The 23,501-nt window shown below is 62.9% G+C and carries 17 protein-coding genes, 1 other RNA gene and 4 pseudogenes; 10 read left to right on the top strand and 12 right to left on the bottom strand.

Features of this window, described 5'->3' with window-relative positions; genetic code table 11:
* Positions 1-96 precede the first annotated feature (96 nt).
* Positions 97-2,286: a type III secretion system effector avirulence protein AvrBs2 gene (avrBs2, locus tag ACCQ03_RS21540; protein ID WP_209226225.1), complete on the top strand. Its 2,190-nt coding sequence runs from the start codon at positions 97-99 to the stop codon at positions 2,284-2,286.
* Positions 2,287-2,773: 487 nt separating this feature from the next.
* On the opposite strand, the gene ACCQ03_RS21545 is transcribed toward avrBs2, so the two are convergent.
* Positions 2,774-4,231: a ribonuclease H-like domain-containing protein gene (locus ACCQ03_RS21545; RefSeq protein ID WP_209226230.1), complete on the bottom strand. Its 1,458-nt coding sequence runs from the start codon at positions 4,229-4,231 to the stop codon at positions 2,774-2,776.
* Positions 4,232-4,323: 92 nt separating this feature from the next.
* Positions 4,324-6,105 (bottom strand): annotated as a pseudogene (locus ACCQ03_RS21550) (DEAD/DEAH box helicase); the annotation flags it as partial.
* Between the two features lie 177 nt (positions 6,106-6,282).
* Here ACCQ03_RS21550 and trhA point away from each other — a divergent pair.
* The 4 genes and pseudogenes from trhA (at position 6,283) to ACCQ03_RS21570 (ending at position 7,691) form a co-directional block, all read left to right on the top strand.
* Positions 6,283-6,945 (top strand): PAQR family membrane homeostasis protein TrhA, encoded by a 663-nt coding sequence (trhA, locus tag ACCQ03_RS21555; RefSeq protein WP_057678662.1) that lies wholly within the window; start codon positions 6,283-6,285, stop codon positions 6,943-6,945.
* 66 nt (positions 6,946-7,011) lie between these two features.
* Positions 7,012-7,260 (top strand): type II toxin-antitoxin system Phd/YefM family antitoxin, encoded by a 249-nt coding sequence (locus ACCQ03_RS21560; RefSeq protein WP_057678663.1) that lies wholly within the window; start codon positions 7,012-7,014, stop codon positions 7,258-7,260.
* Positions 7,257-7,554 (top strand): annotated as a pseudogene (locus ACCQ03_RS21565) (type II toxin-antitoxin system RelE/ParE family toxin). The gene ACCQ03_RS21560 and the pseudogene ACCQ03_RS21565 overlap by 4 nt, the downstream one beginning before the upstream one ends.
* 60 nt (positions 7,555-7,614) lie before the next feature.
* Positions 7,615-7,691: non-coding RNA, sX9 sRNA (locus ACCQ03_RS21570), on the top strand.
* A 42-nt stretch (positions 7,692-7,733) separates the two neighbouring features.
* Here the strand turns inward: ACCQ03_RS21570 and ACCQ03_RS21575 are convergent.
* Together ACCQ03_RS21575 and ACCQ03_RS21580 are read right to left on the bottom strand one after the other, a co-directional pair.
* A complete protein-coding gene (locus ACCQ03_RS21575) occupies positions 7,734-8,633 on the bottom strand; it encodes an SDR family NAD(P)-dependent oxidoreductase (protein WP_057678664.1) in 900 nt (299 codons plus the stop codon).
* A gap of 59 nt (positions 8,634-8,692) precedes the next feature.
* A pseudogene (locus ACCQ03_RS21580) lies at positions 8,693-9,429 on the bottom strand (SDR family oxidoreductase).
* 125 nt (positions 9,430-9,554) lie between these two features.
* On the opposite strand from ACCQ03_RS21580, the gene ACCQ03_RS21585 reads away from it, so the two are divergent.
* On the top strand, positions 9,555-10,466 hold the full coding sequence (locus ACCQ03_RS21585; RefSeq protein ID WP_150147421.1) for a LysR family transcriptional regulator: 912 nt from the start codon (positions 9,555-9,557) through the stop codon (positions 10,464-10,466).
* Positions 10,467-10,679: 213 nt separating this feature from the next.
* Here the strand turns inward: ACCQ03_RS21585 and ACCQ03_RS21590 are convergent, their stop codons facing one another.
* Complete coding sequence (locus ACCQ03_RS21590) at positions 10,680-11,759, bottom strand: ATP-grasp fold amidoligase family protein (RefSeq protein WP_209226241.1); 1,080 nt, start codon at positions 11,757-11,759, stop codon at positions 10,680-10,682.
* 600 nt (positions 11,760-12,359) lie between these two features.
* Between ACCQ03_RS21590 and ACCQ03_RS21595 the strand changes: the two genes are divergently transcribed.
* Entirely contained in the window at positions 12,360-13,043 is a 684-nt protein-coding gene (locus ACCQ03_RS21595; RefSeq protein WP_081022958.1) for a hypothetical protein, read from the top strand.
* Positions 13,044-13,289: 246 nt separating this feature from the next.
* Here the strand turns inward: ACCQ03_RS21595 and ACCQ03_RS21600 are convergent, their stop codons facing one another.
* Positions 13,290-13,907 (bottom strand): NAD(P)H-dependent oxidoreductase, encoded by a 618-nt coding sequence (locus ACCQ03_RS21600; protein WP_057678669.1) that lies wholly within the window; start codon positions 13,905-13,907, stop codon positions 13,290-13,292.
* Positions 13,908-14,388: 481 nt separating this feature from the next.
* Here ACCQ03_RS21600 and ACCQ03_RS21605 point away from each other — a divergent pair, with 481 nt between their 5' ends.
* On the top strand, positions 14,389-14,625 hold the full coding sequence (locus ACCQ03_RS21605; protein WP_209226237.1) for a hypothetical protein: 237 nt from the start codon (positions 14,389-14,391) through the stop codon (positions 14,623-14,625).
* 71 nt (positions 14,626-14,696) lie between these two features.
* On the opposite strand, the gene ACCQ03_RS21610 is transcribed toward ACCQ03_RS21605, so the two are convergent.
* Positions 14,697-15,668 carry an IS5 family transposase gene (locus tag ACCQ03_RS21610; protein ID WP_150147813.1) on the bottom strand — a complete coding sequence of 324 codons (972 nt, stop codon included), beginning with the start codon at positions 15,666-15,668 and terminating at the stop codon, positions 14,697-14,699.
* 306 nt (positions 15,669-15,974) lie between these two features.
* Positions 15,975-17,062, bottom strand: a protein-coding gene (locus ACCQ03_RS21615) for an IS3-like element ISXcd1 family transposase (protein ID WP_223842567.1) whose coding sequence is annotated in 2 segments (ribosomal slippage) — positions 15,975-16,810 and positions 16,810-17,062 — 1,089 coding nt in all. Because the reading frame shifts where the segments join, the coding sequence is not laid out codon by codon here.
* Positions 17,063-17,196: 134 nt separating this feature from the next.
* On the opposite strand from ACCQ03_RS21615, the gene ACCQ03_RS21620 reads away from it, so the two are divergent.
* Positions 17,197-18,263, top strand: a protein-coding gene (locus tag ACCQ03_RS21620; protein ID WP_372359836.1) for an IS3 family transposase whose coding sequence is annotated in 2 segments (ribosomal slippage) — positions 17,197-17,451 and positions 17,454-18,263 — 1,065 coding nt in all. Because the reading frame shifts where the segments join, the coding sequence is not laid out codon by codon here.
* A 53-nt stretch (positions 18,264-18,316) separates the two neighbouring features.
* A complete protein-coding gene (locus tag ACCQ03_RS21625) occupies positions 18,317-19,288 on the top strand; it encodes an IS5 family transposase (RefSeq protein WP_372359820.1) in 972 nt (323 codons plus the stop codon).
* Between the two features lie 392 nt (positions 19,289-19,680).
* Here ACCQ03_RS21625 and ACCQ03_RS21630 read toward each other — a convergent pair whose 3' ends face one another.
* From ACCQ03_RS21630 to ACCQ03_RS21645, 4 genes and pseudogenes are all read right to left on the bottom strand, one after another.
* Positions 19,681-20,460 carry a hypothetical protein gene (locus tag ACCQ03_RS21630; protein ID WP_139790885.1) on the bottom strand — a complete coding sequence of 260 codons (780 nt, stop codon included), beginning with the start codon at positions 20,458-20,460 and terminating at the stop codon, positions 19,681-19,683.
* 314 nt (positions 20,461-20,774) lie between these two features.
* A pseudogene (locus tag ACCQ03_RS21635) lies at positions 20,775-21,191 on the bottom strand (XVIPCD domain-containing protein); the annotation flags it as partial.
* A 988-nt stretch (positions 21,192-22,179) separates the two neighbouring features.
* Positions 22,180-22,887 carry a hypothetical protein gene (locus tag ACCQ03_RS21640; RefSeq protein WP_139790887.1) on the bottom strand — a complete coding sequence of 236 codons (708 nt, stop codon included), beginning with the start codon at positions 22,885-22,887 and terminating at the stop codon, positions 22,180-22,182.
* 52 nt (positions 22,888-22,939) lie between these two features.
* Positions 22,940-23,158 (bottom strand): hypothetical protein, encoded by a 219-nt coding sequence (locus tag ACCQ03_RS21645; RefSeq protein ID WP_081023071.1) that lies wholly within the window; start codon positions 23,156-23,158, stop codon positions 22,940-22,942.
* Between the last annotated feature and the right edge of the window lie 343 nt (positions 23,159-23,501).

Raw genomic sequence — 23,501 nt, forward strand, 5'->3', positions numbered from 1 at the left:
TCAAACAAGACCTGCGCTGCACGCCTGCCAACGCGCGCAACGCAGGCATCGTTTCGCATCCGGGCGGTACTTTTCGCCTAAATTGCGAATTGTCATATGCCACGCGCTTTACTGGCCGCCCGCCGCATTTTCGAGGTCATCATGCGTATCGGTCCTCTGCAACCTTCTGTCGCGCACACGGCTGCGCCGGCACTCCCGACGCACACCAATGCGATCAGCCCGACGCAGGTGCCGCACATGCCGGGCAACACCCCGCCACTGCGAGAAAGGCCGCGTCGCCGCGTCGGCAATATGCCCCCGCTGGTGCCGTTGAACGGCAGCGCGATGACTGGCAGGCCGGCGCTGGTGGCGCTCGATAGCGAATTCTCCGAGCAGCGCCTGGCCGAAGTGCAGGCGCGCCAGATCACCGTCCAGACACTGCAAACAAAGCTTGCCACGCATCTGGCGCAGGCCGATACGGCGCCCAAACCCGACAGCATTGCGGCACGTTTTGCCGCCGGGACACTGGAGCCGGTGTATCTGGATACCGCCGCCTTCAATGTCATGTCGCGCGGGCTGCCCGCACGCGCACGTGCGGCGGCAGGCCCGGTGCTGATCGATGCACAACAAGGTCGCATCATCTTCAACCTGCAACGCGCGTTTGCGCCTGGCGACACCTTCAGCGACGCGGCGCTTGCCGCGCTTGGCAAGCAGTTGAATCTCTCCGGCCACGGGCTGGCGACGCCGGACTGGCTGCAGCCTGCCGCAGGCACGCCGGGGCGGCGCAAGCTGCAGCAAGCCGCGCGCTACCACGGCCACGAGGTGCCGGCCCGCGACGGTGGTGCCGGGTTCTTCAAGGCCAACGACCATCGTCTGCTGGAAGGCAAGCAAGCGCTGTTGCGCAATCATCGAAAATCGCTCGTGCACGACCACTACTTCGAAGCACCCAGCACGCGTGCGTTCGGAAAGGACGTCATGGTGCATCGCGGGCTGTTCGATAATCACGCCGGCATTCCGGAAAACTCGCTGGCGTCCATCGATCATGCCTACGAGCAGGGCTACCGCAATCTGGAGCTGGACGTCGAAGTCAGTTCCGATGGCGTGCCGGTGTTGATGCACGATTTCAGCATCGGCCGCATGGCAGGTGACCCGCAGAACCGATTGGTGTCGCAGGTGCCGTTTGCCGAGCTGCGTGAAATGCCGTTGGTGATTCGCAACCCGTCTGATGGAAACTACGTCAAGACCGACCAGACCATCGCCGGTGTGGAGCAGATGCTGGAGCACGTGCTCAAAAAGCCCGAGCCGATGTCGGTGGCGCTGGACTGCAAGGAAAATACCGGCGAAGCGGTGGCGATGCTGCTGATGCGCCGGCCGGACCTGCGCCAGGCTGCGGCGATCAAGGTCTATGCCAAGTACTACACGGGCGGCTTTGACCAATTCCTGTCCAATTTGTACAAGCACTACCAGATCAACCCGTTGCACTCGCAGGATGCGCCACGCCGCGCCGCGCTGGACCGCTTGCTGGCCAAGATCAACGTGGTGCCGGTCTTGAGCCAGGGCATGTTGAACGACGAGCGCTTGCGCGGCTTCTTTCGAAGCAATGAGCAGGGCGCCGCAGGGCTCGCAGACACCGCAATGCAGTGGCTGGATAGCTGGACCAAGATGCGCCCGGTGATCGTGGAGGCGGTGGCCACCGACGACAGCGATGCCGGCAAGGCCATGGAAATGGCGCGGACGCGGATGCGCCAGCCGGACTCGGCCTACGCGAAGGCCGCGTATTCGGTGAGCTACCGGTATGAGGACTTTTCCGTGCCGCGCGCCAATCACGACAAGGACTACTACGTTTACCGCAACTTCGGTGAACTCCAAAAGCTCACCAACGAGGACTTCGGCGTCAAGCGCACCACGGCCGGCGCGTTTCGCGACGATGGCGAAAGCCTGTTGACCGATCAGCCCGAGGCGGAATTGCTCGCCATCCTGGAAAACCGCACGCTGGCCCGGGGCCATACCGGCAACGAACTCGACGTGCCGCCGGAAACGCCCATCGACATCAACCGGGACGCGGAGATCGTGAAGCAGCGAACCCAGCAATTCCAGGCCAGCTCCATCCCCGCCGATCCGAACCACATCGCCGCGGTTCGCGAAGGCAAACAACACGATCGCACCGCAGACATGGTCAATGACCCTGCAGCAGTGCGTGCGCTGGACAAGCACGCCGAAGCGCTTGGCTTGTTGACCGACAAATACCGTGGCGTGCCTGTGACCCACTATCTCAATGAGCAGGCCAGGCAGACCGAGACGGATTGAACCTTCCAACCACCGCTTCGTTTGGCAGGTTGAGCGCTTGGGGCGGCATGCAGACGCCCCAAGCCACGCCCGGGCAGCGTCAGGGATTGCGAGAGATCACGCGCCTGCACCGGCAAGCCGGCGCCGGGAGCGATGGTGCAGCTGATCAGGCGCGAGGCAGTGCCCTGCGTCCACGTGCCGCGGCGTGCGGCGCCGCGTTACCTGCGTACGCATCCGCCGTTGCCTCCCGTCGATTCATCGATGGAAGTGGCTGCGTGGTCTTATCGGAATGACCCGCAGCCGCCTGCAGTGCGCCATCACGGCGTTGCGTGTCGTCCACCGCAAACATCCGCCCATGGCTGGCGCGCCACGTGGCTCAACACGCCGCAATGAATGACCGGACGGGTGGTCGTGGATTGCACGCAGCGTGCGTCAAGCGCCCTGTCGTGGGGCAAGTCCGGCCGACATCCTGCCCCGAACTAATTCCCCACCCAAATCGCATGACCGGTCAAGGCGTGCACGCCAACGTCAGCGCATTGCGCTCCTGCGCGTCCACCGCCACCAGCCGTTGCATCAGCAGCGACAGCGTCACCACGTCCTGGTGATTGTGCTCGGCCACGCGGCGCAGGTTGCGCGCGCTGCCGCCGCGCAGGTAACTCAACCAGGCGGCCGGGGCCTCGGAGCCGGGCAGGTCGTCTTCGCGCACCACGCGCAGCAGTTGCCGCTCGATGGTGGACAGCTTGCAGTTCTCCCAGATGCCGCGATACCGGCGGCGGGTGGGGAACAGCAGATCCACATGGTCCAGTGCAGAAATCGGGTCGCCGCGACGCGCCAGGCGGTAGCGCGTCTTCAGCAGCGGCGCGTCGTAGCAGCGGCCGTTGTAGCTGGACAGCACGGTGCGCGGTGTCAGCCAGGTGCGGAACAGATCCAGCATCGCGCTTTCGGCCGCCATCGTGGACATCATCAATTGACGCACGCGCAGGCCGCTGCCTTGCGCGGCATCGACCACCCAATCGGCCACCCCGATCATGAAGGCACGGGTGCCGGTGCCGCCGGCCAGGCCGGTGGTTTCGGTATCGAAGAACAGCAGGTCCATCGGGTCGACGGCATCGTCGCGTTTGGCGAAGGCCAGCGAGAGCGCCTGTGTGGGAATCGCCTGCGGCAGGAACGCCTGGATCAGATGCAGGCCGGGCGCCATCTCGTTGCCAGGCAGAAATCGGTCGCTGGATGGCGCGCGCACCGGTGCATGTGCCGAGACCGCGCGTTCGCGCAGGCCGATCATCTTGCGCAAGCCGGCGATGTCGGTGCGGCGTTGCGCCGGATGTGCCAGCGACATCGCCGCGGGCGCCGCGGTCGTTGTGCTGCGCGCTGTCGGGCAGTGGCGTGCGCGATCGGCAGCCACGGCGCTGATTGCATCGACATCACCATTCGATGGCAGTGCCGGCTTGTGGCGCACATCGTGCTCCACCCACGCAAAGACCGATGCGTCGCGCGCGGGCGGCGCAGGCACGGGCGACTGCAAGGCGCGGCGGGCGAGCGTCGATGCGGCGCGCGCCGCGTCAGGGCCGCCGGCCGCCGCGCCATGACCTGCAGCTGCGTTCTCTCGCAGCGGCAAGCGCGCAGCAGGTGACGCGGTGCTGGAGACCGCCGCCCGCTGTGCGCGTGTCGGCATGACCGCATCGTCGTTGCGCGCGGCAGGCGTCAGCCCGCCAACCTGACGGCGCAGCAGGCGCAGCCGTTCGGCGCTGACGCCCGGCGCATGACCAGGCGCAGGCAAGGCGCCCTGCGTGTCCGCGCCGGACGCCGGCTGCGCGAGCTCACCGACAGGCGCGGTATCCGCGGCCTTCGCATCGACTGCCGACGCATCGTGCAGCGCATCGCCATCGCCATCCTTCACCGGCGCAGGCACATCCGCCTGCCCGGCCTGACGCCGCAACAAACGCAGCCGGTCCGCACTCACACTCATGCAAGCACGTCCAGCGCCAGGTCGTCGTCCACCTGCATGGCATGTGGCAACGGTGCATCGGCATCGAACAACAACGCCAGCACCGTGAGTGCCAGCGACTTCGGCTTGGTGTAGTCGATGCTGTCGGTGTAGTAGTCCACATGCGTGCGCGTCACGTACGCCTTGCGGCCTTCCCAATCCAGCCGCTCCACCTGGTAGGGCGTGCTCTGCACCATGTGGATAGCGCCTTCGTACAAGGTGAGCGCAGCGGCCGAATAATCCACCTCGGCGATGATCTGCTGCTTGCCATCGCTCTTGTCCACCACCACGAAATTGCCGTCGGCCACCGAACGCAGGCTCACCGCGTTGGCCGGGTAGCTGTCGGCGATCCATTCCCAGCGGTCGCCTTCCTGGTGGATCACTTCGCTTTCGGCCAGCGCTTCCAGGAACACCAGCGGGTCGATCGGGCCGAATGGCTCGCTGGCAATGAACGGCAGCTCGAATGCCGCGCAACGGATGTGATCGAACAGGATCAGCGGCTGGTCCGGCGCGATGCGCGCATGTTCGGGCGAGGCATCGGCGAAGAAATCCGGGTGCCGCACCACGTATTGGTCCAGCGGTTGCGAGCTGGCCACCAGCACGCCCAGCGCCGGCTGCTGGCGCCGCCCGGCGCGGCCGAAGCGCTGCCAGGTGGCCGCCACGCTACCGGGGTAGCCGTTGAGGATCACCACATCCAGCGCGCCGATATCCACGCCCAGTTCCAACGCAGAAGTCGAAATGATGCCGTCGATGTTGCCGGCGCGCATCGCCCGTTCCACCTCGCGGCGCTCGGTGGGCAGATAACCGCCGCGGTAGGCACGAATCCGCGCCGGCTTGCGCGGATCGTGGTCGAAGATGTCCTTCAGATACTTGGTCAGCACTTCCACCATCAGCCGCGTCTGCGCGAACACCAGCGTCTTCAGCCCACTCTTGATGGCGATGCGCGCAATGCGGTTGCTCTGCGAGCGCGCCGAGGCGCGCAGGCCCAGATCGGCATTGACCACCGGCGGGTTCCACAACAGCACATGCTTGTCGCCGGTGGGCGCACCGGACTCGGTGATGGCATGCACCTGCTCTTCGATCAAGGCCTGCGCGTGCGCATGCGGGTTGCCGATGGTGGCCGAGCACAGGATGAATTGCGGGGTGGCGCCATAGAACGCGCAGATGCGCTTGAGCCGGCGCAGCACGTTGGTGACATGGCTGCCGAACACGCCGCGGTAGGTGTGGATCTCGTCGATCACCACATAGCGCAGGTTTTCGAAGAACTGCGCCCACTTGGTGTGATGCGGCAGGATCGCCTGGTGCAGCATGTCCGGGTTGCTCACCACGATATCGCCATGTAGCCGAATCGCCTGGCGCGCATCGCCCGGCGTGTCGCCATCGAAGGTGAAGGCTTTCACGCCCAGCTCGCCAGCGCGGTTCAACTCCAGCAGCTCGGCCACCTGGTCCTGCGCCAGCGCCTTGGTCGGAAACAGGTACAAGGCCTTGGCGCCGCTGGTCATCGCCGCGCTCACCACCGGCAGCGTGTAGCACAGCGATTTGCCCGAGGCGGTGGGCGTGACGATCGCCACATGCTCGCCGCGTTGGGTGGCTGCCCACGCGTCGGCCTGGTGGCTGTAGAGCTGGCTGATGCCGCGCGCCTGCAGCGCATCGGCCAGTGCGCTGGGCACATCGTCGGGGATCGGCGCGTAGCTTCCCGCGCGCCCGGGAATGGTGAAGCTGCCGGTGATGCGGTCGTGGTAACGCCGTTCCAGGCGCTGCGTGAGCAGCGCACCATCGCGGCTGGGTCGGCCGTCGGTGGTGGCCAGTGCGCGTTCGGCGGTTTCGGTGCGGGGAGCGAGGGCAAACGGAGGCATACGGCAAGGGCTCCCAAAGAGGGAGATCAAACGAAAAGGATGTCTCAGGGTATGAGACCGGCGCGCCTGCGCCCAGCCTGCCTCACTGAGCGGATTCAGCAAGCCGGGTATCCTGTCGCCCCCACAGCGTCACGGCTGTCTTGCACGCTGTGGGATCCCCCACATCGAAGAAACGCCGTGCCCGTGCCTGCCAACGTCACTGCTCCGCATTACAAGTCCGTTTCTGCCCGCCGCGCCGATATCGCGGTACATGCCGCCGGCCTGTTGCTGGCCATCGTGGGCGGCGCCTGGATGGTGGTGCGCGCGCACGCCAACCAGACCATGCTGCTGGCCACCTGCATCTACGCGCTGGGGCTGCTGGTGATGTTCGCCTGTTCGGCGGCCTACAACTTCGCCCCACCGCAGCGCCAGCCGATGCTGCGCAAGTTCGACCACGCCGGCATCTTCGTCATGATTGCCGGCTCCTACACGCCGTTTTTCCTGGTGGCACTGGACGGCACCTGGCGCTGGGTGATGATCCTCAGTGTCTGGTGCGTGGCCTTGTTCGGCGTGTTCGCCAAGCTGTGCCTGCCCGGCATCGCCAAGGGCTTCTGGGTGGCGATCTACCTGCTGCTGGGCTGGGCCGGCATCGTGGTGATCAACCAGATGATCGCCGGGCTGGACAGCGCGGTGCTCTGGCTCATCGTCGCCGGCGGTGCGTTCTACACGGTGGGCGTGTGCTTCTACGTGCGCAAGTCCATGGTCTACAACCGCGCCATCTGGCACGCCCACGTGCTGGGCGGCGCGCTGTCGCACTGGTGCGCCATCTGGTTGTGCCTGCGGCCGTTGGGCGAGGGGTGACCACGCAGTGTGACGTCCTTGGGCCGGCCGCGTGCCTCGCCCGAAGTGATACTGCAATGTCACTGCATGGGCACCGAACTTGTCACCACGCTCAAGCGTCAGGCGACCGAACTCCTTGCAGCTGCAGCGCGCGACAAGGAGCCAATCCTGATCACACAGCACGGTTTACCCAGTGCCTATCTGGTGGATGTTGCCAGCGATGAGCGCATGCAGCAGCGCATTGCGCTTCTCCAAGGAATCGCCCGTGGAGAAATGGCAGTCGCGGAAGGCCGTACGCTGAGCCATGAACAGGCACGGCAGCGCATGGCGCGATAGCTGAAATAATCTGGTCGGTGCCGGCATTGGCTGATCTGGACGCAATTGCCGACTACATCGCAATCGATAACGCACCCCCTGCAGCGGCGCGGGTCAAACGGGTGTTCGCGCAGGTTGAGCAATTGATCGAACGCCCCGGACAGCGGAAGCCGGCCACAGGAACTCACGCGCCAGCTATCGCCAGATTGTCGACCACCTTGCCGCGTGTTCTACCGCGTGGATGGGCAGCGCATCGTGGTGGTGCACGTCATGCGGTGGGAGCGCGCGCTTCGCAGGAACCGTCTTTCACGCTAAGAGCGGCCAACAAAACCACGGCATAGCCGCCAGGCAGGCGCGGCCGGTGCTCGGTGCGGCATGCACCACGCCGACACTCCGGTGGTGAGTGCGCCGTCCACATCCAGCTGACCACTGCTCGCCACCGTCTGTTAGCCGCTCTACGGCCGGCAGGCACTCCAAGCGCCTGCCGCATCCCATCATTCCACCACGCGCGGTGCCAACAGGTCGCCCAATCCCGCACGGTGCAGCATCTCTGCGCGCAAGCGGTCGAGCACGGCAAAGCCGACGTCGGCGCCATCGCCCGCCGGGTCGATATGCACCCGGAACGGCCGCTTGCCGAACGGTGCGTTCACCACCTGCACGATCGCCTGCGCCACCTCGGCCACGTCGGCGTCTTCGGGCACCAGGCGCGCAAACGCCTGCTGCACCTGTTCGCCAAAACCTGCATAGGGGCCGGCCGCGTAGGCCGCGGCGCGTGCGGCATCGTCCGGTGTGCCGGCATGGGCAAAGTGGTTGGTGCCCTTGGTGAAGGCACCCGGCACGATGATCGAAGTCTCGATGCCCCAGCGCGCCAACTCGCGTGCGTACTGCACTGCCAAGGCATCCATCGCCGCCTTGGCCGCGAAATAGGGGCCCAGATACGGCGGTGTGCCGCCGGCCGAGCTGCTGCTGGACACCCACACCAGCAGACCCTGCTGCTGTGCCCGCAATTGCGGCAATGCCGCGCGGTTGACCCGCTGCGTGCCCAGCACGTTGATGTCGTAGACCTGCGCCAGCTGTTCGGCGGTAAACGCCTCGGCCGGGCCGAACACCATGTGCCCGGCGTTGTGCACCACCACGTCCAGCCCACCGGCCTGCGCCACGATGGATGCCACCGCCGCGTCGGCCGAGGCCTGCGATTGCACGTCCAGCTCGACCGTGTGCAAGGCCAGCTGCTGCTTGTCCGCCAATTCGGCCATCGCCTGCGCCACGCCGGCATTGCGCCCGGCGGTATCGCGCATGGAGGCGTAGACGGTGTGGCCGGCGGCGGCCAGCGCTTGCGCGGCCAATCGGCCGAAGCCGCTGGACGCGCCAGTGACCAGGATGCGTTTGCTCATGTCAGTGCTCCTTGAAAGGGAAAACCAGCAGCGTGCGCACTGCCGCGCGCCACAGCGGGTCAGACCATGCCGCCGTTGGCGCGCAGCACCTGGCCGTTGATCCAGCCGCCATCGGGGCCGACCAGGAACGCCACCGCCGCCGCGATGTCGTCCGGGCAGCCAAGGCGTTCCAGCGGATTGGCCTTGGACAAGCGTTCGATCAATTCTGGTGACTTGCCGTCCAGGAACAGCGCCGTGCCGGTCGGGCCAGGCGCCACCGCGTTGACGGTGATGGCACGCCCGCGCAATTCCTTGGACAAGATCGCCGTCAGCGTTTCCACCGCCGCCTTGGTGGCCGCATACACCCCGTAGGTTTCCAGCTTCAGGCCGACCACGCTGGTGGAGAGGTTGACGATGCGGCCCCCGTTGCGCAGCCGGCGTGCGCCTGGCGCAACGTGTTGAAGGTGCCTTTCAGATTGATCGCGATGTGTTTGTCGAACAAGCCATCGTCGCTGTCGGCCAGGGTGGCCAGCTGCATGATGCCGGCGTTGTTGACCAGCACATCCACCCCGCCGAACGCAGCCTCGGCGGCGGCAAACAGGCGCTCGACGGCGGCCGGGTCGCTGACATCGGCCTGCACACCGATCGCGCGGCCACCGGCCGCTTCGATGCTGCGCACCTGTTGATCGGCCTCATCCGCATGGCCGGCGTAGTTGAGCACGACGGCAAAGCCATCGCCGGCCAATCGCTGCGCGATGGCAGCGCCAATACCGCGCGAGGCTCCGGTCACCAATGCCACTTTCTGCTGCTGAGTCATGCATGTTCTTCCGTTATGCCGCGGGCTGCGGCGTTGCGGAAACTATCCAATGCAATGACACGACGATAATCACACTAAACTGCACAGCACTGTTTCCAGCGCCCGAACAGTGGGCAAGGGGTGCCATGGATCGGTTCGACGCCATGCGCTTGTTCGTGCGGATCGTGGAGCGGCGCAGCTTCACTGCAGCGGCCAACGACATGGAAATTCCGCGCTCCACCGCCACCAAGGTGATTGCCGAGATGGAAGCGCGCCTGGGCGTGCGCCTGTTGCAGCGCACCACGCGCGTGGTGCGGCCCACGCTCGATGGCGAGCTCTTCCATCAACGCTGCATGCGCATTCTCGACGATGTGGACGATGCCGAAGGCGGCTTCCGCGGCGTGGCACCCAAGGGGGTGCTGCGGGTGGAAGTGCAGGGCACGCTGGCGCGGCACTTCCTGCTGCCCGGCTTGCCCGCATTCTTTGCGCAGTACCCGCAGATCCAGCTGGTGATGAGCGAGAGCGACCGCTGGGTGGATCTGGTGGAAGAAGGCATCGACTGCGTGTTGCGCTATGGCCCGCTGCGCGACAGCGAACTGGTCGCACGCCGCGTGGCCATGCTCGAACGCCTCACCTGCGCCACGCCGCAGTACCTGCAACGTTTCGGCATGCCTGCGCAGCTGGAAGCGCTGGACCACCACCGCATGGTTGGCTTGCGTTCGATCACCACCGGCGTGGTCACCCCGCTGGAGTTCCAGACCGCGCAGGGGCTGCGCACCTTCGCATTGCCCAGCCCGCTCAGCGTCACCGGTACCGAGAGCTATCTGGCCGGCATCCGGCTTGGCCTGGGCATCGCGCAGGTGCCGCGTTTCCATGTGGCGCACGACTTGCAGCAAGGCACGCTGGTGGAAATCCTGCGCGATACCCCGCCGCCGTCCAACCCGGTGTCGCTGCTGTATTCCCGCGCCCGTCAGCTGTCGCCGCGGGTGCGCGTGTTTCTGGACTGGGCCGCTGGCGAATTTGCCAAACAGGCGGGCGTGGCTGCGCCAATTGGATAGGCGCAACGGCGGGCTCTGTAGTGCGTAACCGGCGTGGCAGCGGCAGCTGGTTGGTGATATCCGCAGCACGCCGCGCGGCGGCAACCTGCACCCTCCGCATCGCTGCCAGACATCATCGGCTGCGTGCACCGCATGCCGAAGCGCCGCAGTCATCGGGCGATGCAACGGCGCGCTGCATCGGCATCGCCTGCGCAGTGCACCTGCGCAGACGCTTCACCGCTGTGGCACGCGCCCGCCCACACCAAACCCTCGCATCGGCAGTCCCGGTGCTTCAGGCGCGCGCCGCTGCACCCACATCTCGCCCATCATCCGGTCCAGCCCACGGTCCAAACCGGTCACCAACCCGGCGCCGGGGGTGAAGGTGAGTTCGCCGAAATACACCTGCCCGTGCTGGATATACCAATCCACCCGCACATAATCGAAGTCGCTGGCCAGCACCTTGCTCAGTTCCAGCGCCTGCTCGAGCAGCTCCGGTGCACACGGCGGTGCGCGACCGTCGTCGCGGATGCGGTGAAAAGCCTCATGCAAGTTGCCGACGAAAAACGTCATCGCCAATTTCGGCGTGTCGAAGCGCCCGTAGATCACCTGCAGCACGTACTTGAACGTGCCATCGGTCTGGCGAAACATGTGGAACTTGTAATCCACCGGCACCTGCTGCGCATCGCCGATATAGGTTTCCACCAGGATGCGTGGCGGAATATCGCGGTAATGGATCTCACGCACCATGTCGGAAAAATCGGTGCGCAGCCATTGGCCGCAACGCGCGATGATGCGGCGCTTCTGCTGCGCGTCCGGCTCTTCGCGCACCACCTCCACCATGGCTGCGCCATGGTTGGCCTTGATCACCGTTTGCTGCCACTGCGGCAACCGCAGCAAGTCCTGCGGATCGGTGGTGTCCAGCAATAGCGGGATCAGATGCGCCTGGCCGATCCTGGCCGCCACATACGGCCGCACCGCGAACTTGTCGGCCAACCGCTGGTATTGCAGGTAATCACCGTGCACGCATTTGCGGTAGAGGATCTTCTCGTTGAAGCACTTGGGTGTGTACAGATCGGGCAGGCGTCCAAACGTATGCAGGAAATACAGCCGGTCCTGATGCCGCCAGGGCAAGGTGCGCACCAGGCTGCGCGCGCCCTTGCGCAGCAGACGCTTGAGGCTGGCCGCATCTGCCGCGGTGCGCGTCGGGGCTGCCGGGCGACCAGTGCCTGCGGGCGGTGCCAACCCCGGCAACAGTGCAGCCCATGGCTGGGCTGCCGCCCGCTCTCCACCCACCGGCTGCGTTTGCAGCCCCATCCTGTTCTCTGTCACGGCCAGCTCCTTCTCGAATATGAGATGCACATCACGTTTTACAGTGATGGGCGCCACGGTATACGAGAAAAGCCAGATCTGCGTCACATTACGTCTCAAGCCGCCCTACTGTGCAAATCCGGCCGCGTTTTCGGTCCAACGATGCCGGATCCGACCACGGTTGCGTCCGCTTTGATGCATTGCGGGAGTAGGCGCGAGGGCAACCACCAGAGCAACCGCCAGAGCTGGGGCACCACCCACCCACCGGCCGTCGATCGAACCAACGCCACTGGCCCCGCATCGCGGGCACGGCCAAAGCGTTCAACGCTGCCAGCCAGCCCCATGCCGCGTACTCGGCCGCCTGTCAGCCCGCGTCACCGCCAGCGAACGCTGCGATACAGATCGACGTGCGTCTGCTGCGCCTTCGCCACGTGCCACGGGCGATGCACGGCGTAACTACCAGGCGACAGCAGCGTGCAGCGGACTTGACCGCGTCATCGCTGCCACGCAAGGTGCAGGCGCAAGGAGCAACGCAGCTGCGGCATGTGCGCCCCGCACGTCTCGCACGCCACCAGGGACAGCCCAATGAAATTCGCTAGCACCGCATTGATCGCGCTCACTGCAATGGCCCTGGGCAGCTGCACCGACACGCCGCCGCCAGCGCAAACGACCTCAGCCAGCGCGCCTACCGTCCACGTGCGCACCACCGGCCACGGCAGCGCACCGAACAAGCTGTCGCGGTCACCGGCGGCGCGTGTAGCGCAAACCCATGCCGACACAGCGCCATATCTGTGCCACCCCGGCTCAGACGCCTGCAGCGCTGGCGGCCCGCTGCTGGCCAGCTCGCAGGCCGAAGCGCGCTGGCTGATCGCCCACGGCTACCCATCGCCGGCCGAGCACGCACGCTTGAGCAGGATGGATCAGGCCCAGTTGCAGGCTCAATCGCTGGCGGGCAATCCGGCGGCCACGGTGCTCTACGGCAGCAAGACCGCGCTCAGTGGCCGCTTCGAGAGCGGCGTGGCGATATTGCGCAAGGCCGCAGCCACCGGAAATCTCTACGCCTACTCTGGGCTGTCCGAGGCCTACAACGGCGACACTCCGCAAAAGAACCTGGTCGAGAGTGCGGCGTATCTGCGGCTCGCCTATCTGCTGGGCGATCGCAAGGCATCGGCAGCGATTGCACAACGCGACTTGAGTGACATCGAGAACGTCCTCGCAGACGAGCGTGCGGCAGTGCTGTACCAGACCTTTGCCAAATCCCAGAGGCCTTCTCCCCGGCCGTTCGAGTGATGTCTGGCGGGGGGCGACGCGTTGCCGCACGCCCCCGGACGCGTGGCTGCCTAGATTGCATGCGTTACCAGTACACGGTGATGCGGTGGCACGTCAGGAGTAGAGCTGCAGTCGTGCAAGCCACGGCACAACGCGCGAGCGTTATTGGCATGCAGGCATGCAGGCATGCAGGCATACGGGCATACGGGCATACGGGCAGCTGGTCGGGCCTGCCAGTCATCATGACGCAGCAGCTGCAGCCTGGAGTCAGCTGGGTTCGCTACCGGCAGAGGCTCTTGCGCCAAACAACCGCGCGCCAATCGCCCGCGCCGTGTCGAAATGCGATTGCGGAAAGGCCGCATCCGGCACCGTCAGCAGCTCGGAGGTGCGCACCGGCGCCCCGCAGAAATCGAAGATGCCGTGGGCGATCTGCGTCTTCATCGCACCGAAGTAGCCGTGCCGCGCGTAGGTGCGCTCGTCCGCACCGCCAATGGCCAGCAGGTGCACATCAAGGCGCTGCAGCTTCTTCACGATCTTGCCATCGGCGCTTTCGTCGAACGCCCAGCCCAGCGTAAATACCCGGTCGATCCAGCCTTTGAGCAGCGCAGGAAACGACCACCAGTAAATCGGAAACACCAGCACCAGCGCATCGGCGCGGTCCAGGCGCGCGTGTTCGGCTGCTACATCCGGCGCGGGTGCCGCGCGCTGCTGAAAGAGTGCGACATCGGCCTGGTTGAAGCGCGGGTCGAAGCCTTCCTGCGCCAGATCGGCAACCTCGACCGTATGCGTTGCATCGGATGCCAGCACGGCATCGCGCACCTGGGCAGCCACTGCGTGCGTGTGCGAGCGGGGATCCGGGTGCGCAACAACAATCAAGGCATGCATCACATGGGTCTCCAAGCGAAAGAGCGCCGTAGCGTACCTGCGTTCGTTGACTCTCGTACACGCATGCCATGCGGACTGAGCTGATGCACGAGCCGGTATCCATGCACACGGCCGCAACGTTGCGGTGTAGTCCTACCGATTCAAAAGCAACGCAGCAGTGCAGCTCTGTGCACCCAAGCATCACCGGCTAGGCGCTTGGGATGCCACCACCGGAAGCCTGCTTCATAGCGGCATCAACGCAAGCAAGCAAAGCAGCAGGCCAGGCGCCAGTGCCTACGCAATGTGTGGTCCCCGCATCTCACCAGGCGTGTGGTTAGGCCAATCGTCACCACCGTGATCGCAAAGCTGATCGCAAAAGCAAATATCCAATTCGTTTTGTGTCTCAACCTTTAGACCGCAGGGAATTCGTCAGTCGCAGCTTGCAGGACTTCGCTTTTCCGCTCAATCTTGGCGTCACACAGTTGAACCTTCAGGAGCTTATATGGACGCACTTGAGGCTTGCGTAGATGGCTTGTGGTCTGATTTGAAGGAGGATGAACACTTTCCTTCAAAACGCCCCCTGCTCGCGCACTACACTTCTCTTTCGACGATGGAATCAATTTTCCGCGGGGAAGAAATATGGATGTCGCATCCTTTTTTGATGAATGACGATGAAGAGCTTAAGGAAGGTCTGAACAACGCGATCGGAGGATGTGGTAAGCCATATCGGTCGCGGTGACCGCGCTCAGATCCTCGGTTTTTCGCCGTTTTTGGCGCTTTTTCGGGGTATCGTCCCGATTACGGGCGCACCTACCCCGCGGCGGTAATGAACTCTTTGCGCTTCAGCCACAGATTCGACAGCGCAAACAGCATCAGCATCTGTGCGGTGTTCTTCGCCAAACCGCGATAGCGCACCTTGACGTAGCCAAACTGGCGCTTGATCACCCGAAACGGGTGTTCCACCTTTGCACGCAGGCTGGCTTTTGTGTGCTCCCAGCGCTTGGCCAACTTCAGTTCGCGCTTGTTCTTAATCTGCTTCAGCTTCGAGGGCTTCTCCGCGATCAGGTAGCGCAGTTTGCGCTTGCGCTTCATCTCCTCGCGTTTCTCAAGCCCGGTGTAGCCGCTGTCCGCGCACAGCGTGTCCTCCTTGCCGTGCAGCAGCTTGTGCGCTTGTGTGATATCGGCCACGTTGGCCGCCGTGCACTCCACGTGGTGCACCAGCCCGGAGTCATCGTCCACCCCGATGTGCGCCTTCATCCCGAAGTAGTACTGGTTGCCCTTCTTGGTTTGGTGCATCTCCGGATCGCGCTCGCCATCCTTGTTCTTGGTCGAGCTGGGCGCAGCGATGATCGTGGCGTCCACGATCGTCCCGCCGCGCAAGCTCTGCCCCTTGCGCGACAGGTGCGCGTTGACCCGATTGAACAGCTTGCGCGCCAAATCGTGCTGCTCCAACAGATGGCGGAAGTTGAGAATCGTCGTCTCGTCCGGCACCTCATCCAGCCCGCCGATCTTGGCGAAACGGCGCATCGACACCGTGTCGTACAGCGCTTCTTCCGCCGATGGATCGCTCAGTGCATACCACTGCTGCAAAAAGTGGATGCGCAGCATGGTCTCCAGCCGATACGGCTGTCGCCCCGGCTGCCCCGACTTCGGGTAGTGCGGCTCGATCAGCGCCAGCAGGTCCTTCCACGGCACGACCTGGTCCATCTCGGCCAAGAACACCTCACGCCGCGTCCGCTTGCGCTTGCCGTTGTACTCCGCGTCGCCGAAGGTCAGCTGCATCGAAATCGTCTACTCGGGTCGTTGATCGATTGTGGCAGATCACGATGGATTGTTCAGAGTTTCCTTAGGAATGACGCAGCTACAACCTTGGAAAGCGCCGTTTTCATCTCCCAAAGATCAGTCCAGCTCTAAGCAGTAGCCAGGATCCATCTCTGCTCCATTGAGTTATCGAAGCCAGGGTAATCTTTGGTCATCCCGGCGCGCAGCGCCTCGCGTCTCTACGAGGACCTGGCACGCTGGCAGCGGTCGGTGTGAACGTAAGCTCCCCGGTAATCCCCCCGCTTTGAGCGTTCGCCAAAAGTGGAGCTAGGCGGCCATCGCCAATTTCATTGCTGGCGTGATACCGCCGAGCGCCATGTTGGGGCGCTCATGGTTGTACGTCCATAGCCAGCGCGTGGCCTTGTCCTGAACCTGCTCGATGGTGTCGAACAACGTTGTGGCCAGCCAGGCGTAGCGGACGGTGCGGTTGTAACGTTCGACATAGGCATTCTGCTGCGGCTTGCCTGGCTGGATGTGCTCGATCCGAATCCCGCGCTGCTGTGCCCAAGCTAGCAGCGCGCCGCTGATGTACTCCGGGCCGTTGTCGCAGCGAATGGCGTTTGGCTTGCCGCGCCAGTCAATGATCTGTTCCAACGAGCGGATCACCCGGGCCGATGGCAGCGATAAGTCGACCTCGATGCCCAGACCCTCACGGTTGAAGTCATCGAGCACATTGAACAACCGGAAGCTGCGGCCGTCGGCCAGCTGGTCGTGCATGAAATCCATCGACCAGACCTGGTTGATCGTCTCCGGCACCGCCAACGGCTCTGGCCGCTCGCGCACCAGCCGCTTCTTCGGCTTGATCCGCAGGTTCAACTCCAGCTCCCGATAGATGCGGTACACCCGCTTGTGATTCCAGCCAAAGCCCTTCACGTTGCGCAGGTGCAGAAAGCACAGGCCGAACCCCCAATCACGATAGGTTGTGGTCAACCGCACCAGCCAATCGGCAATCCGGGCGTTCTCCTCGCTGGCCTTGGCTTGATAGCGAAAGCAGGTCTCGCTCACCGCAAAGGTCCGGCAGGCATGCCGGATGTTCGTGTGGCCACCATCTACGGCCCATCGGGCCATCTCCCGGCGTTGAGATGGCCTCACCATTTTTTTGCCATCGCCTCCTTCAGCAGGTCGGCGCTGAGCTGGGCATCGGCGTACATCTTCTTCAGGCGCCGGTTCTCGTCCTGCAGCTCCCTGAGCTGGGACATCAGCGATGCGTCCATGCCGCCGAACTTGCTGCGCCACTTGTAGAACGTCGCCGAGCTGATGCCGTGTTCCCGGCACAACTCCGGCACGGGCGTGCCGGCCTCGGCCTGCTTGAGGACGGCAATGATCTGGCTGTCGGTGAAGCGGGATGTCTTCATGGAACCTCCTCGGAAAAGGGTACGAGAAAATTCCACTTCTGGCGTCAGCTAACCTGTGGGGGGATTACCCCCCAGCCTGACAGACACCGCATAAGTGGATATTTCTGGCATCGTTACCTCAGCCAGGAGGTTCTATGCGCACCTCAAAGTTCACCGAGACGCAGATCGTCGCGACGCTCAAGCAGGCCGACGCCGGCGTGCCGGTCAAGGACGTCTGTCGCCAGGTTGGTATCAGCACAGCGACGTACTACCAGTGGAAGAGTAAGTACGGAGGCCTGGAGGCTTCGGAGCTGCGGCGGGTCAAGGAGCTTGAGTCGGAGAACGCCAAGCTCAAGCGGATGTACGCCGAGTTGGCGCTCGACAATGCGGCCATGAAGGATCTCATCGCAAAAAAACTCTAGGGCCGGCGCGCAAGCGCGAGGCCGTGCGGTACCTGATCGAGGTACACGCGCGGCCGCTGCGTCGGTCCTGTGCATGCGTCGGGCTTGCACGTGCGGCGTGGTATGCGCCACCGCTCGACTGGACAGTACGCGATGCCGAGTTGATCGCGGCGATCGCACGTGTCGTCGAAGACCGCCCCAGTCGCGGCTTTTGGAAATGCAGCGACGTACTGCGCAGGACGCGACCTGACTGGAACCCGAAGCGAATCTATCGCGTGTACAAGGCCATGCGGCTCAACCTGCGCCGCGCTGCGAAGCGGCGGCTTCCCAAGCGCGAGCGTGTCGCGCTGTATGTCCCAAGGTTGCCTGATACCGTCTGGTCGGTCGACTTCATGAGCGACGCTCTGGCGTGCGGCCGACGCTTCCGCACCTTCAACGTGGTCGACGACTTCAACCGCGAGGTGCTCCACATCGAGGTGGATACGTCGATCAACTCGCATCGTCTGGTACGCGTGTTCGAGCAGATCAAGCACGATCATGGCCTGCCGCAGGTCGTGCGTTCCGACAACGGACCAGAGTTTCTGGGCGACGCATTTACCAGCTGGCTGAAGGTCAATGGCGTGGCGATCCAGTACATCCAGCCCGGCAAGCCGAACCAGAACGCCTTCATCGAACGTTTCAACCGCACCTTCCGGGAAGAAGTGCTCGACCAGCACCTCTTCACCCGCCTCGACGATATCCGCGAAGCTACCCATTGGTGGATGATCGATTACAACGAACAGCGGCCCCATGACGCGCTCGGCGGCCTAAGGAAACTCTGAACAATCCATCGTGATCTGCCACAATCGATCAACGACCCGAGTAGACGATTTCGATGCAGCTGACCTTCGGCGACGCGGAGTACAACGGCAAGCGCAAGCGGACGCGGCGTGAGGTGTTCTTGGCCGAGATGGACCAGGTCGTGCCGTGGAAGGACCTGCTGGCGCTGATCGAGCCGCACTACCCGAAGTCGGGGCAGCCGGGGCGACAGCCGTATCGGCTGGAGACCATGCTGCGCATCCACTTTTTGCAGCAGTGGTATGCACTGAGCGATCCATCGGCGGAAGAAGCGCTGTACGACACGGTGTCGATGCGCCGTTTCGCCAAGATCGGCGGGCTGGATGAGGTGCCGGACGAGACGACGATTCTCAACTTCCGCCATCTGTTGGAGCAGCACGATTTGGCGCGCAAGCTGTTCAATCGGGTCAACGCGCACCTGTCGCGCAAGGGGCAGAGCTTGCGCGGCGGGACGATCGTGGACGCCACGATCATCGCTGCGCCCAGCTCGACCAAGAACAAGGATGGCGAGCGCGATCCGGAGATGCACCAAACCAAGAAGGGCAACCAGTACTACTTCGGGATGAAGGCGCACATCGGGGTGGACGATGACTCCGGGCTGGTGCACCACGTGGAGTGCACGGCGGCCAACGTGGCCGATATCACACAAGCGCACAAGCTGCTGCACGGCAAGGAGGACACGCTGTGCGCGGACAGCGGCTACACCGGGCTTGAGAAACGCGAGGAGATGAAGCGCAAGCGCAAACTGCGCTACCTGATCGCGGAGAAGCCCTCGAAGCTGAAGCAGATTAAGAACAAGCGCGAACTGAAGTTGGCCAAGCGCTGGGAGCACACAAAAGCCAGCCTGCGTGCAAAGGTGGAACACCCGTTTCGGGTGATCAAGCGCCAGTTTGGCTACGTCAAGGTGCGCTATCGCGGTTTGGCGAAGAACACCGCACAGATGCTGATGCTGTGTGCGCTGTCGAATCTGTGGCTGAAGCGCAAAGAGTTCATTACCGCCGCGGGGTAGGTGCGCCCGTAATCGGGACGATACCCCGAAAAAGCGCCAAAAACGGCGAAAAACCGAGGATCTGAGCGCGGTCACCGCGACCGATATGGCTTACCACATCCTCCGATCGCGTTGTTCAGACCTTCCCTAACGCCGACCGAGTACCGCAACCAACACGCCAGAAGGTCTACTTTTGGACTGTCTGCTTGACGGGGGAGCTTACGTGAATGCCTGGGAGCACGAAAGCTGCTACAAATTTAGAGTTATCGCCGGTACAAGCACTATATTTTTTGCATCAGTCCATGGATAAAAGCGCTGAGCAAGACGAGCATTGCGCCAACGCCAGTGAGCGTTGCGATTCCGCTGCAGACGACCCACGCTTTCGCAGAACGCCGGGCTATATTTTGCATATATTATGAGTGCGCAAGCATCCTCTTCGGAAAACTCTTCAAATCAGCAACGCTTTTGGCCATGCCGAGAAGATTTCGCGAACGTATCGTCATTCCGTAGAGTTCCCAGCCCACAAAAAACGACAGGGAAACAATCATTAAAATTGCGGCCGCAAGCATTGTATTGTCAGTGAACCTATCCTTCATCTGACTCCAGATTGCAAATAACGCAGCGTATCCAGCAAGCATAATCACGTTGGTGTACTGGCCTGCTGTGCTCATCCCTTCTTTAAGTAGCTCCTTCTGGGCTGCAAATGCTCTTTCGTCAAAGCAGACCGTCCACCACTCGATAATGGCGCGCGCATCTTCGGCCTTCAACGCTTCGTCTACCCAGACCGTAACTTCGTGCCCGCGGACGTTGTATTCGCGCCTAGCGTAACGGGTGGCATCCACGCCATTCTTCTGCCAGGTTTCGAAGCCGTCTTCCCAGTCACCTGGCACTTTCTCGGCATGACCAGCACCACCAAGCAACCGATTGATATCTAGATATGCCATTAACGTCATGCTCAAAATTTTTTTGGAGACAATACTAAAGCCGGACCGACGAATATGGCTAGCGGGCTGAGCAACATTTCCGAGAGACGTACAATGCAAAAAGTCCGTAAAAGACTCGGGCTTTTTTTCGGAGTTCTTGACAGCGCCTAATTTGAGCATTTTTCTGTGCAATTTATCAATGACCGCCGTCCCAAGGCACCAAAACAATGAAGGCAGGCGGCGTTTCGCCTGTTGCAGGAGGCACAACAAATTACTGATAGCGTCGCTGCTTAGTTTCTCCCCAGATGTCAAATTCCGCTCGCCAATCAGAATTGGCGGTCACGCTGCTCTTCTGAAGAAAAAATTTGAGCGGAAGCGATCTACGGCGACCTTCCCCATGCCTCTCACACGCCTCGTCCGGTATTTCGTCTGAAAACGGAGTCAGGTTGACCTTTTTTGAGTAAACCTAACGCCGTTCTTCTTTCCAAGGAATACTTCGTCTTGCTCATGGCCCCATCTTCTCAAGAGATGGAGCGTCCCAGCTTCACGGGGCAGCTCAATAACGGGAACGAGACATTTGGTCTCTACATCGTCATTCGAGGCCCCTGCTCCTGTTGGGTTGCCTGCTGCTGAGTTTGCTCCAACGCCTGCTGACGCACCTGATCTTGTTTGATGGCCTCCGATTGCTGCAGGCTCTGCTGGGCCGGCTGCCGGGACGCCTCGCGCCCATCGACATGTGCGTGAAACATGGGCGCGACTCCCATCCCATGCGGGGCGTAAACCGCAAAGACGTTGTGGGCACCATCCTTCCCCAGGCCGCCTGTGACATGGTCCACGCGCTTCAGCAAAGGGTCTTCGATCTGCTGCTTGTAGAGGGCTGCGGTGACGTTCCGGCTCTCTTCGTCGTTCCAGTTGCCGGTGCCCTGCACCCAGGAGTGGATCTGCTGATAGGTCGAGTGGTCCGAGTGAGCGGGATTGTCGGCCAGCACCCGCGAAGGTGACTGAAGCGAGAGAGGCTCAATATCCGGGCGATGCTGCGCTGTGCCCTGTTGACGCACCTCGACTTCTCGCTGCTGACCATGGGAGGTATCGACGAATCCAAACACTCTGCCCTGCCCGCCCAAGTTCAGACCGGCGCCCTCCAGCTTGGCCGTATCGGTGCCGAGCTCTGCGAGGTTGTAACCCAGGCGCGGCAACGCCTGGGTAGTCGAGCCTGCGCGCTCTTTCAGCAAGGCAGCGCCCGCACTCACGGCATCGGCCGCGTAATAACCGGTGTAGTTGGAACTGCCCTGACTGCCCATACTGCTGTCACTTCGATCGAAGTGACACACGGCGACCGCTTCCACGGCAGGACTGGAAATGCTGTTTCCCGTCCGCTGAAGTCCGCGCTCGTCCAAATGGATGCCTGGCTCTAGCTTTCCGTCTTTCACGCAAGCGGTTATTGGCTCGACGCGACGCAGAAACTGGGCCTGGTTGAACTCTCCCGTGGTCGTCGTCACTCGACTGGCAACGGAATTCATGCTCACCAACTCTGCTAAGGCTTCGTTCTGCCTCGCGGACGCGAAGTAGTCCTTGGATGGCGCGGTCACATCAACCACCGACTCACCGTATTGGACGCCGTCTTTTAGAGCGGTATCGAGCTTGAACACAAAGGTGTTCAGGGAAACCTGCGCCGACGGCGCCATCAGCGCATGCCCGGTCTCGTGTCCCAATGTTCCGGCCAACATGTCCAAGCGGTCGGACCGGATGGACGGCGCGAAAATCGAGGTGTTGATGCTGACGGTGCCCGTCTTGTCATCGTAGTGCCCGCCCTCGTTCGGATGGTTGGACACTTCCATGCGACGCAAGGTGCCCAGGTCGATGGCTTGCGTCATCACCGAAGTCAAATAAGGCGATGTATCGATGGCCTCTCGAAGGTCACGCACTGCGCCCTTGGGGAGGCCCGGCTGCTGCTCCAGGTCCTGTAGCAACCGGTCAATATCGCGCTGATCAGCCATCACGCGGCTCCATTTCGAGCCTCACCCGCGAAACGCAGCGTGGGTCGTCGTGCTTGTCCGTGCTGACGACCACATACAAGCCAAGCCCTTCTGCGAGTGCTCGCTCAAAGTAAACCCTCGGCTTGAAGCCCACCGCGCTCTTGGTCACACCGAACCCGGCGGCAACCAACGGGTCATGCAGCGATTTGAACGACAGCTCGCAGGCCTCGGATGGCTGCACGGTCAGCTCGATGGTGTGGCCAGGATGACGTGCGTAGGGCTTCCACACAGCGAACTCGTATCGCCCCGCAACTAGTGCGCCCTGGAGCCCTGTGCGCCGCCCTTGACTGTCTGGCGCCACCTTAAGCCCTGACACTTGCGCAACATGCATCGGCGCCATGTCTGCTCTGGTTTCGAATGATTTGGCCATTCGAACGATGGCTTCGACCAATACACCTGACGTTAGCGCCGGGCCTTGCGGCAATGGTGGGTAATCGCCCAACACCACAGCATTGGGAGCGGCTCGCCGGCTGGCCTCGTCTGCAGCCCTGTCCGCAATAGCAGCGCCTTTGTCTTGCTCGGAGCGCACGTCTGCGGCGCTGGGGGGATGTCCTTCCATCGTTTTCTCCTGAGAGGCATGGTCAGTCCCCGGTCCCTGAGCACAGGCCAGCGTGCCTAACGAAAGGGTAAACACCACAATGCTGCGAATCAGTAACCGCAAGCTGAGGCTCCGTGGATGCTCGATGTGCTTCGTTGCCGCCAGAGTCTAATCGTCAGGTATGGCGCTCGTCCAAGGATGGAATCACGCTCGGATCACTGGTGCCATCAGCACCGTCTACGACAGCGAAGTCACTCGCCAGCCGTCCATAAGCATCGCTAAGCGCATCGGCGATGTCTTCTTCGCTCGCGCATTCGACCATGGCTTCAGTGGGCAATACAGGATGCTTGCCATCGGCCTTCCACACACTCCCGCGCACGTGAAACGCTTTCATTCCCACTCCTTGGATATGGATCTGCCTTCGCAGGCTAGCGTCGGGCAGACTGCGTCGGTGAAGGGGTAGGCTACACCGACCCGCCTTGCCGCCAGGCGATCTGGAAACCCGCTCAGCCCGACCTTCTGAGTGCACTTGACCTGATACGCCCAGGGTTTCGTAGACACTCGAGACACCCGTTGCGCGTAGCGCCGTTCAAACTCTCAGGAAACAGGTCGCTCATTGAACTAAGGTGGCGTCGGGAGTGTTGAATATCCCGATGCAATCGAGCACCTCTGCGCGGGCGGCGCACCTGGGCAATAGAGAAACATCGCCCGATCCTCTCGCCTTCGGGCTGGCCGAA

The sequence above is a fragment of the Xanthomonas sp. NCPPB 3569 genome (assembly GCF_041475645.2).
In the GTDB taxonomy this organism is placed as follows: Bacteria; Pseudomonadota; Gammaproteobacteria; order Xanthomonadales; family Xanthomonadaceae; genus Xanthomonas; species Xanthomonas phaseoli.

Coding starts and splice junctions, on each gene's coding strand:
- ACCQ03_RS21600 (WP_057678669.1), bottom strand. CDS start 13,907: ATGCATGCCTTGATTGTTGTTGCGCACCCGGATCCCCGCTCGCACACG.
- ACCQ03_RS21610 (WP_150147813.1), bottom strand. CDS start 15,668: ATGCAGCTGACCTTCGGCGACGCGGAGTACAACGGCAAGCGCAAGCGG.
- ACCQ03_RS21575 (WP_057678664.1), bottom strand. CDS start 8,633: ATGAGCAAACGCATCCTGGTCACTGGCGCGTCCAGCGGCTTCGGCCGA.
- ACCQ03_RS21625 (WP_372359820.1), top strand. CDS start 18,317: ATGCAGCTGACCTTCGGCGACGCGGAGTACAACGGCAAGCGCAAGCGG.
- ACCQ03_RS21645 (WP_081023071.1), bottom strand. CDS start 23,158: ATGAAAGCGTTTCACGTGCGCGGGAGTGTGTGGAAGGCCGATGGCAAG.
- ACCQ03_RS21605 (WP_209226237.1), top strand. CDS start 14,389: ATGGACGCACTTGAGGCTTGCGTAGATGGCTTGTGGTCTGATTTGAAG.
- ACCQ03_RS21585 (WP_150147421.1), top strand. CDS start 9,555: ATGGATCGGTTCGACGCCATGCGCTTGTTCGTGCGGATCGTGGAGCGG.
- ACCQ03_RS21545 (WP_209226230.1), bottom strand. CDS start 4,231: ATGAGTGTGAGTGCGGACCGGCTGCGTTTGTTGCGGCGTCAGGCCGGG.
- ACCQ03_RS21560 (WP_057678663.1), top strand. CDS start 7,012: ATGGGCACCGAACTTGTCACCACGCTCAAGCGTCAGGCGACCGAACTC.
- avrBs2 (WP_209226225.1), top strand. CDS start 97: ATGCCACGCGCTTTACTGGCCGCCCGCCGCATTTTCGAGGTCATCATG.
- ACCQ03_RS21590 (WP_209226241.1), bottom strand. CDS start 11,759: ATGGGGCTGCAAACGCAGCCGGTGGGTGGAGAGCGGGCGGCAGCCCAG.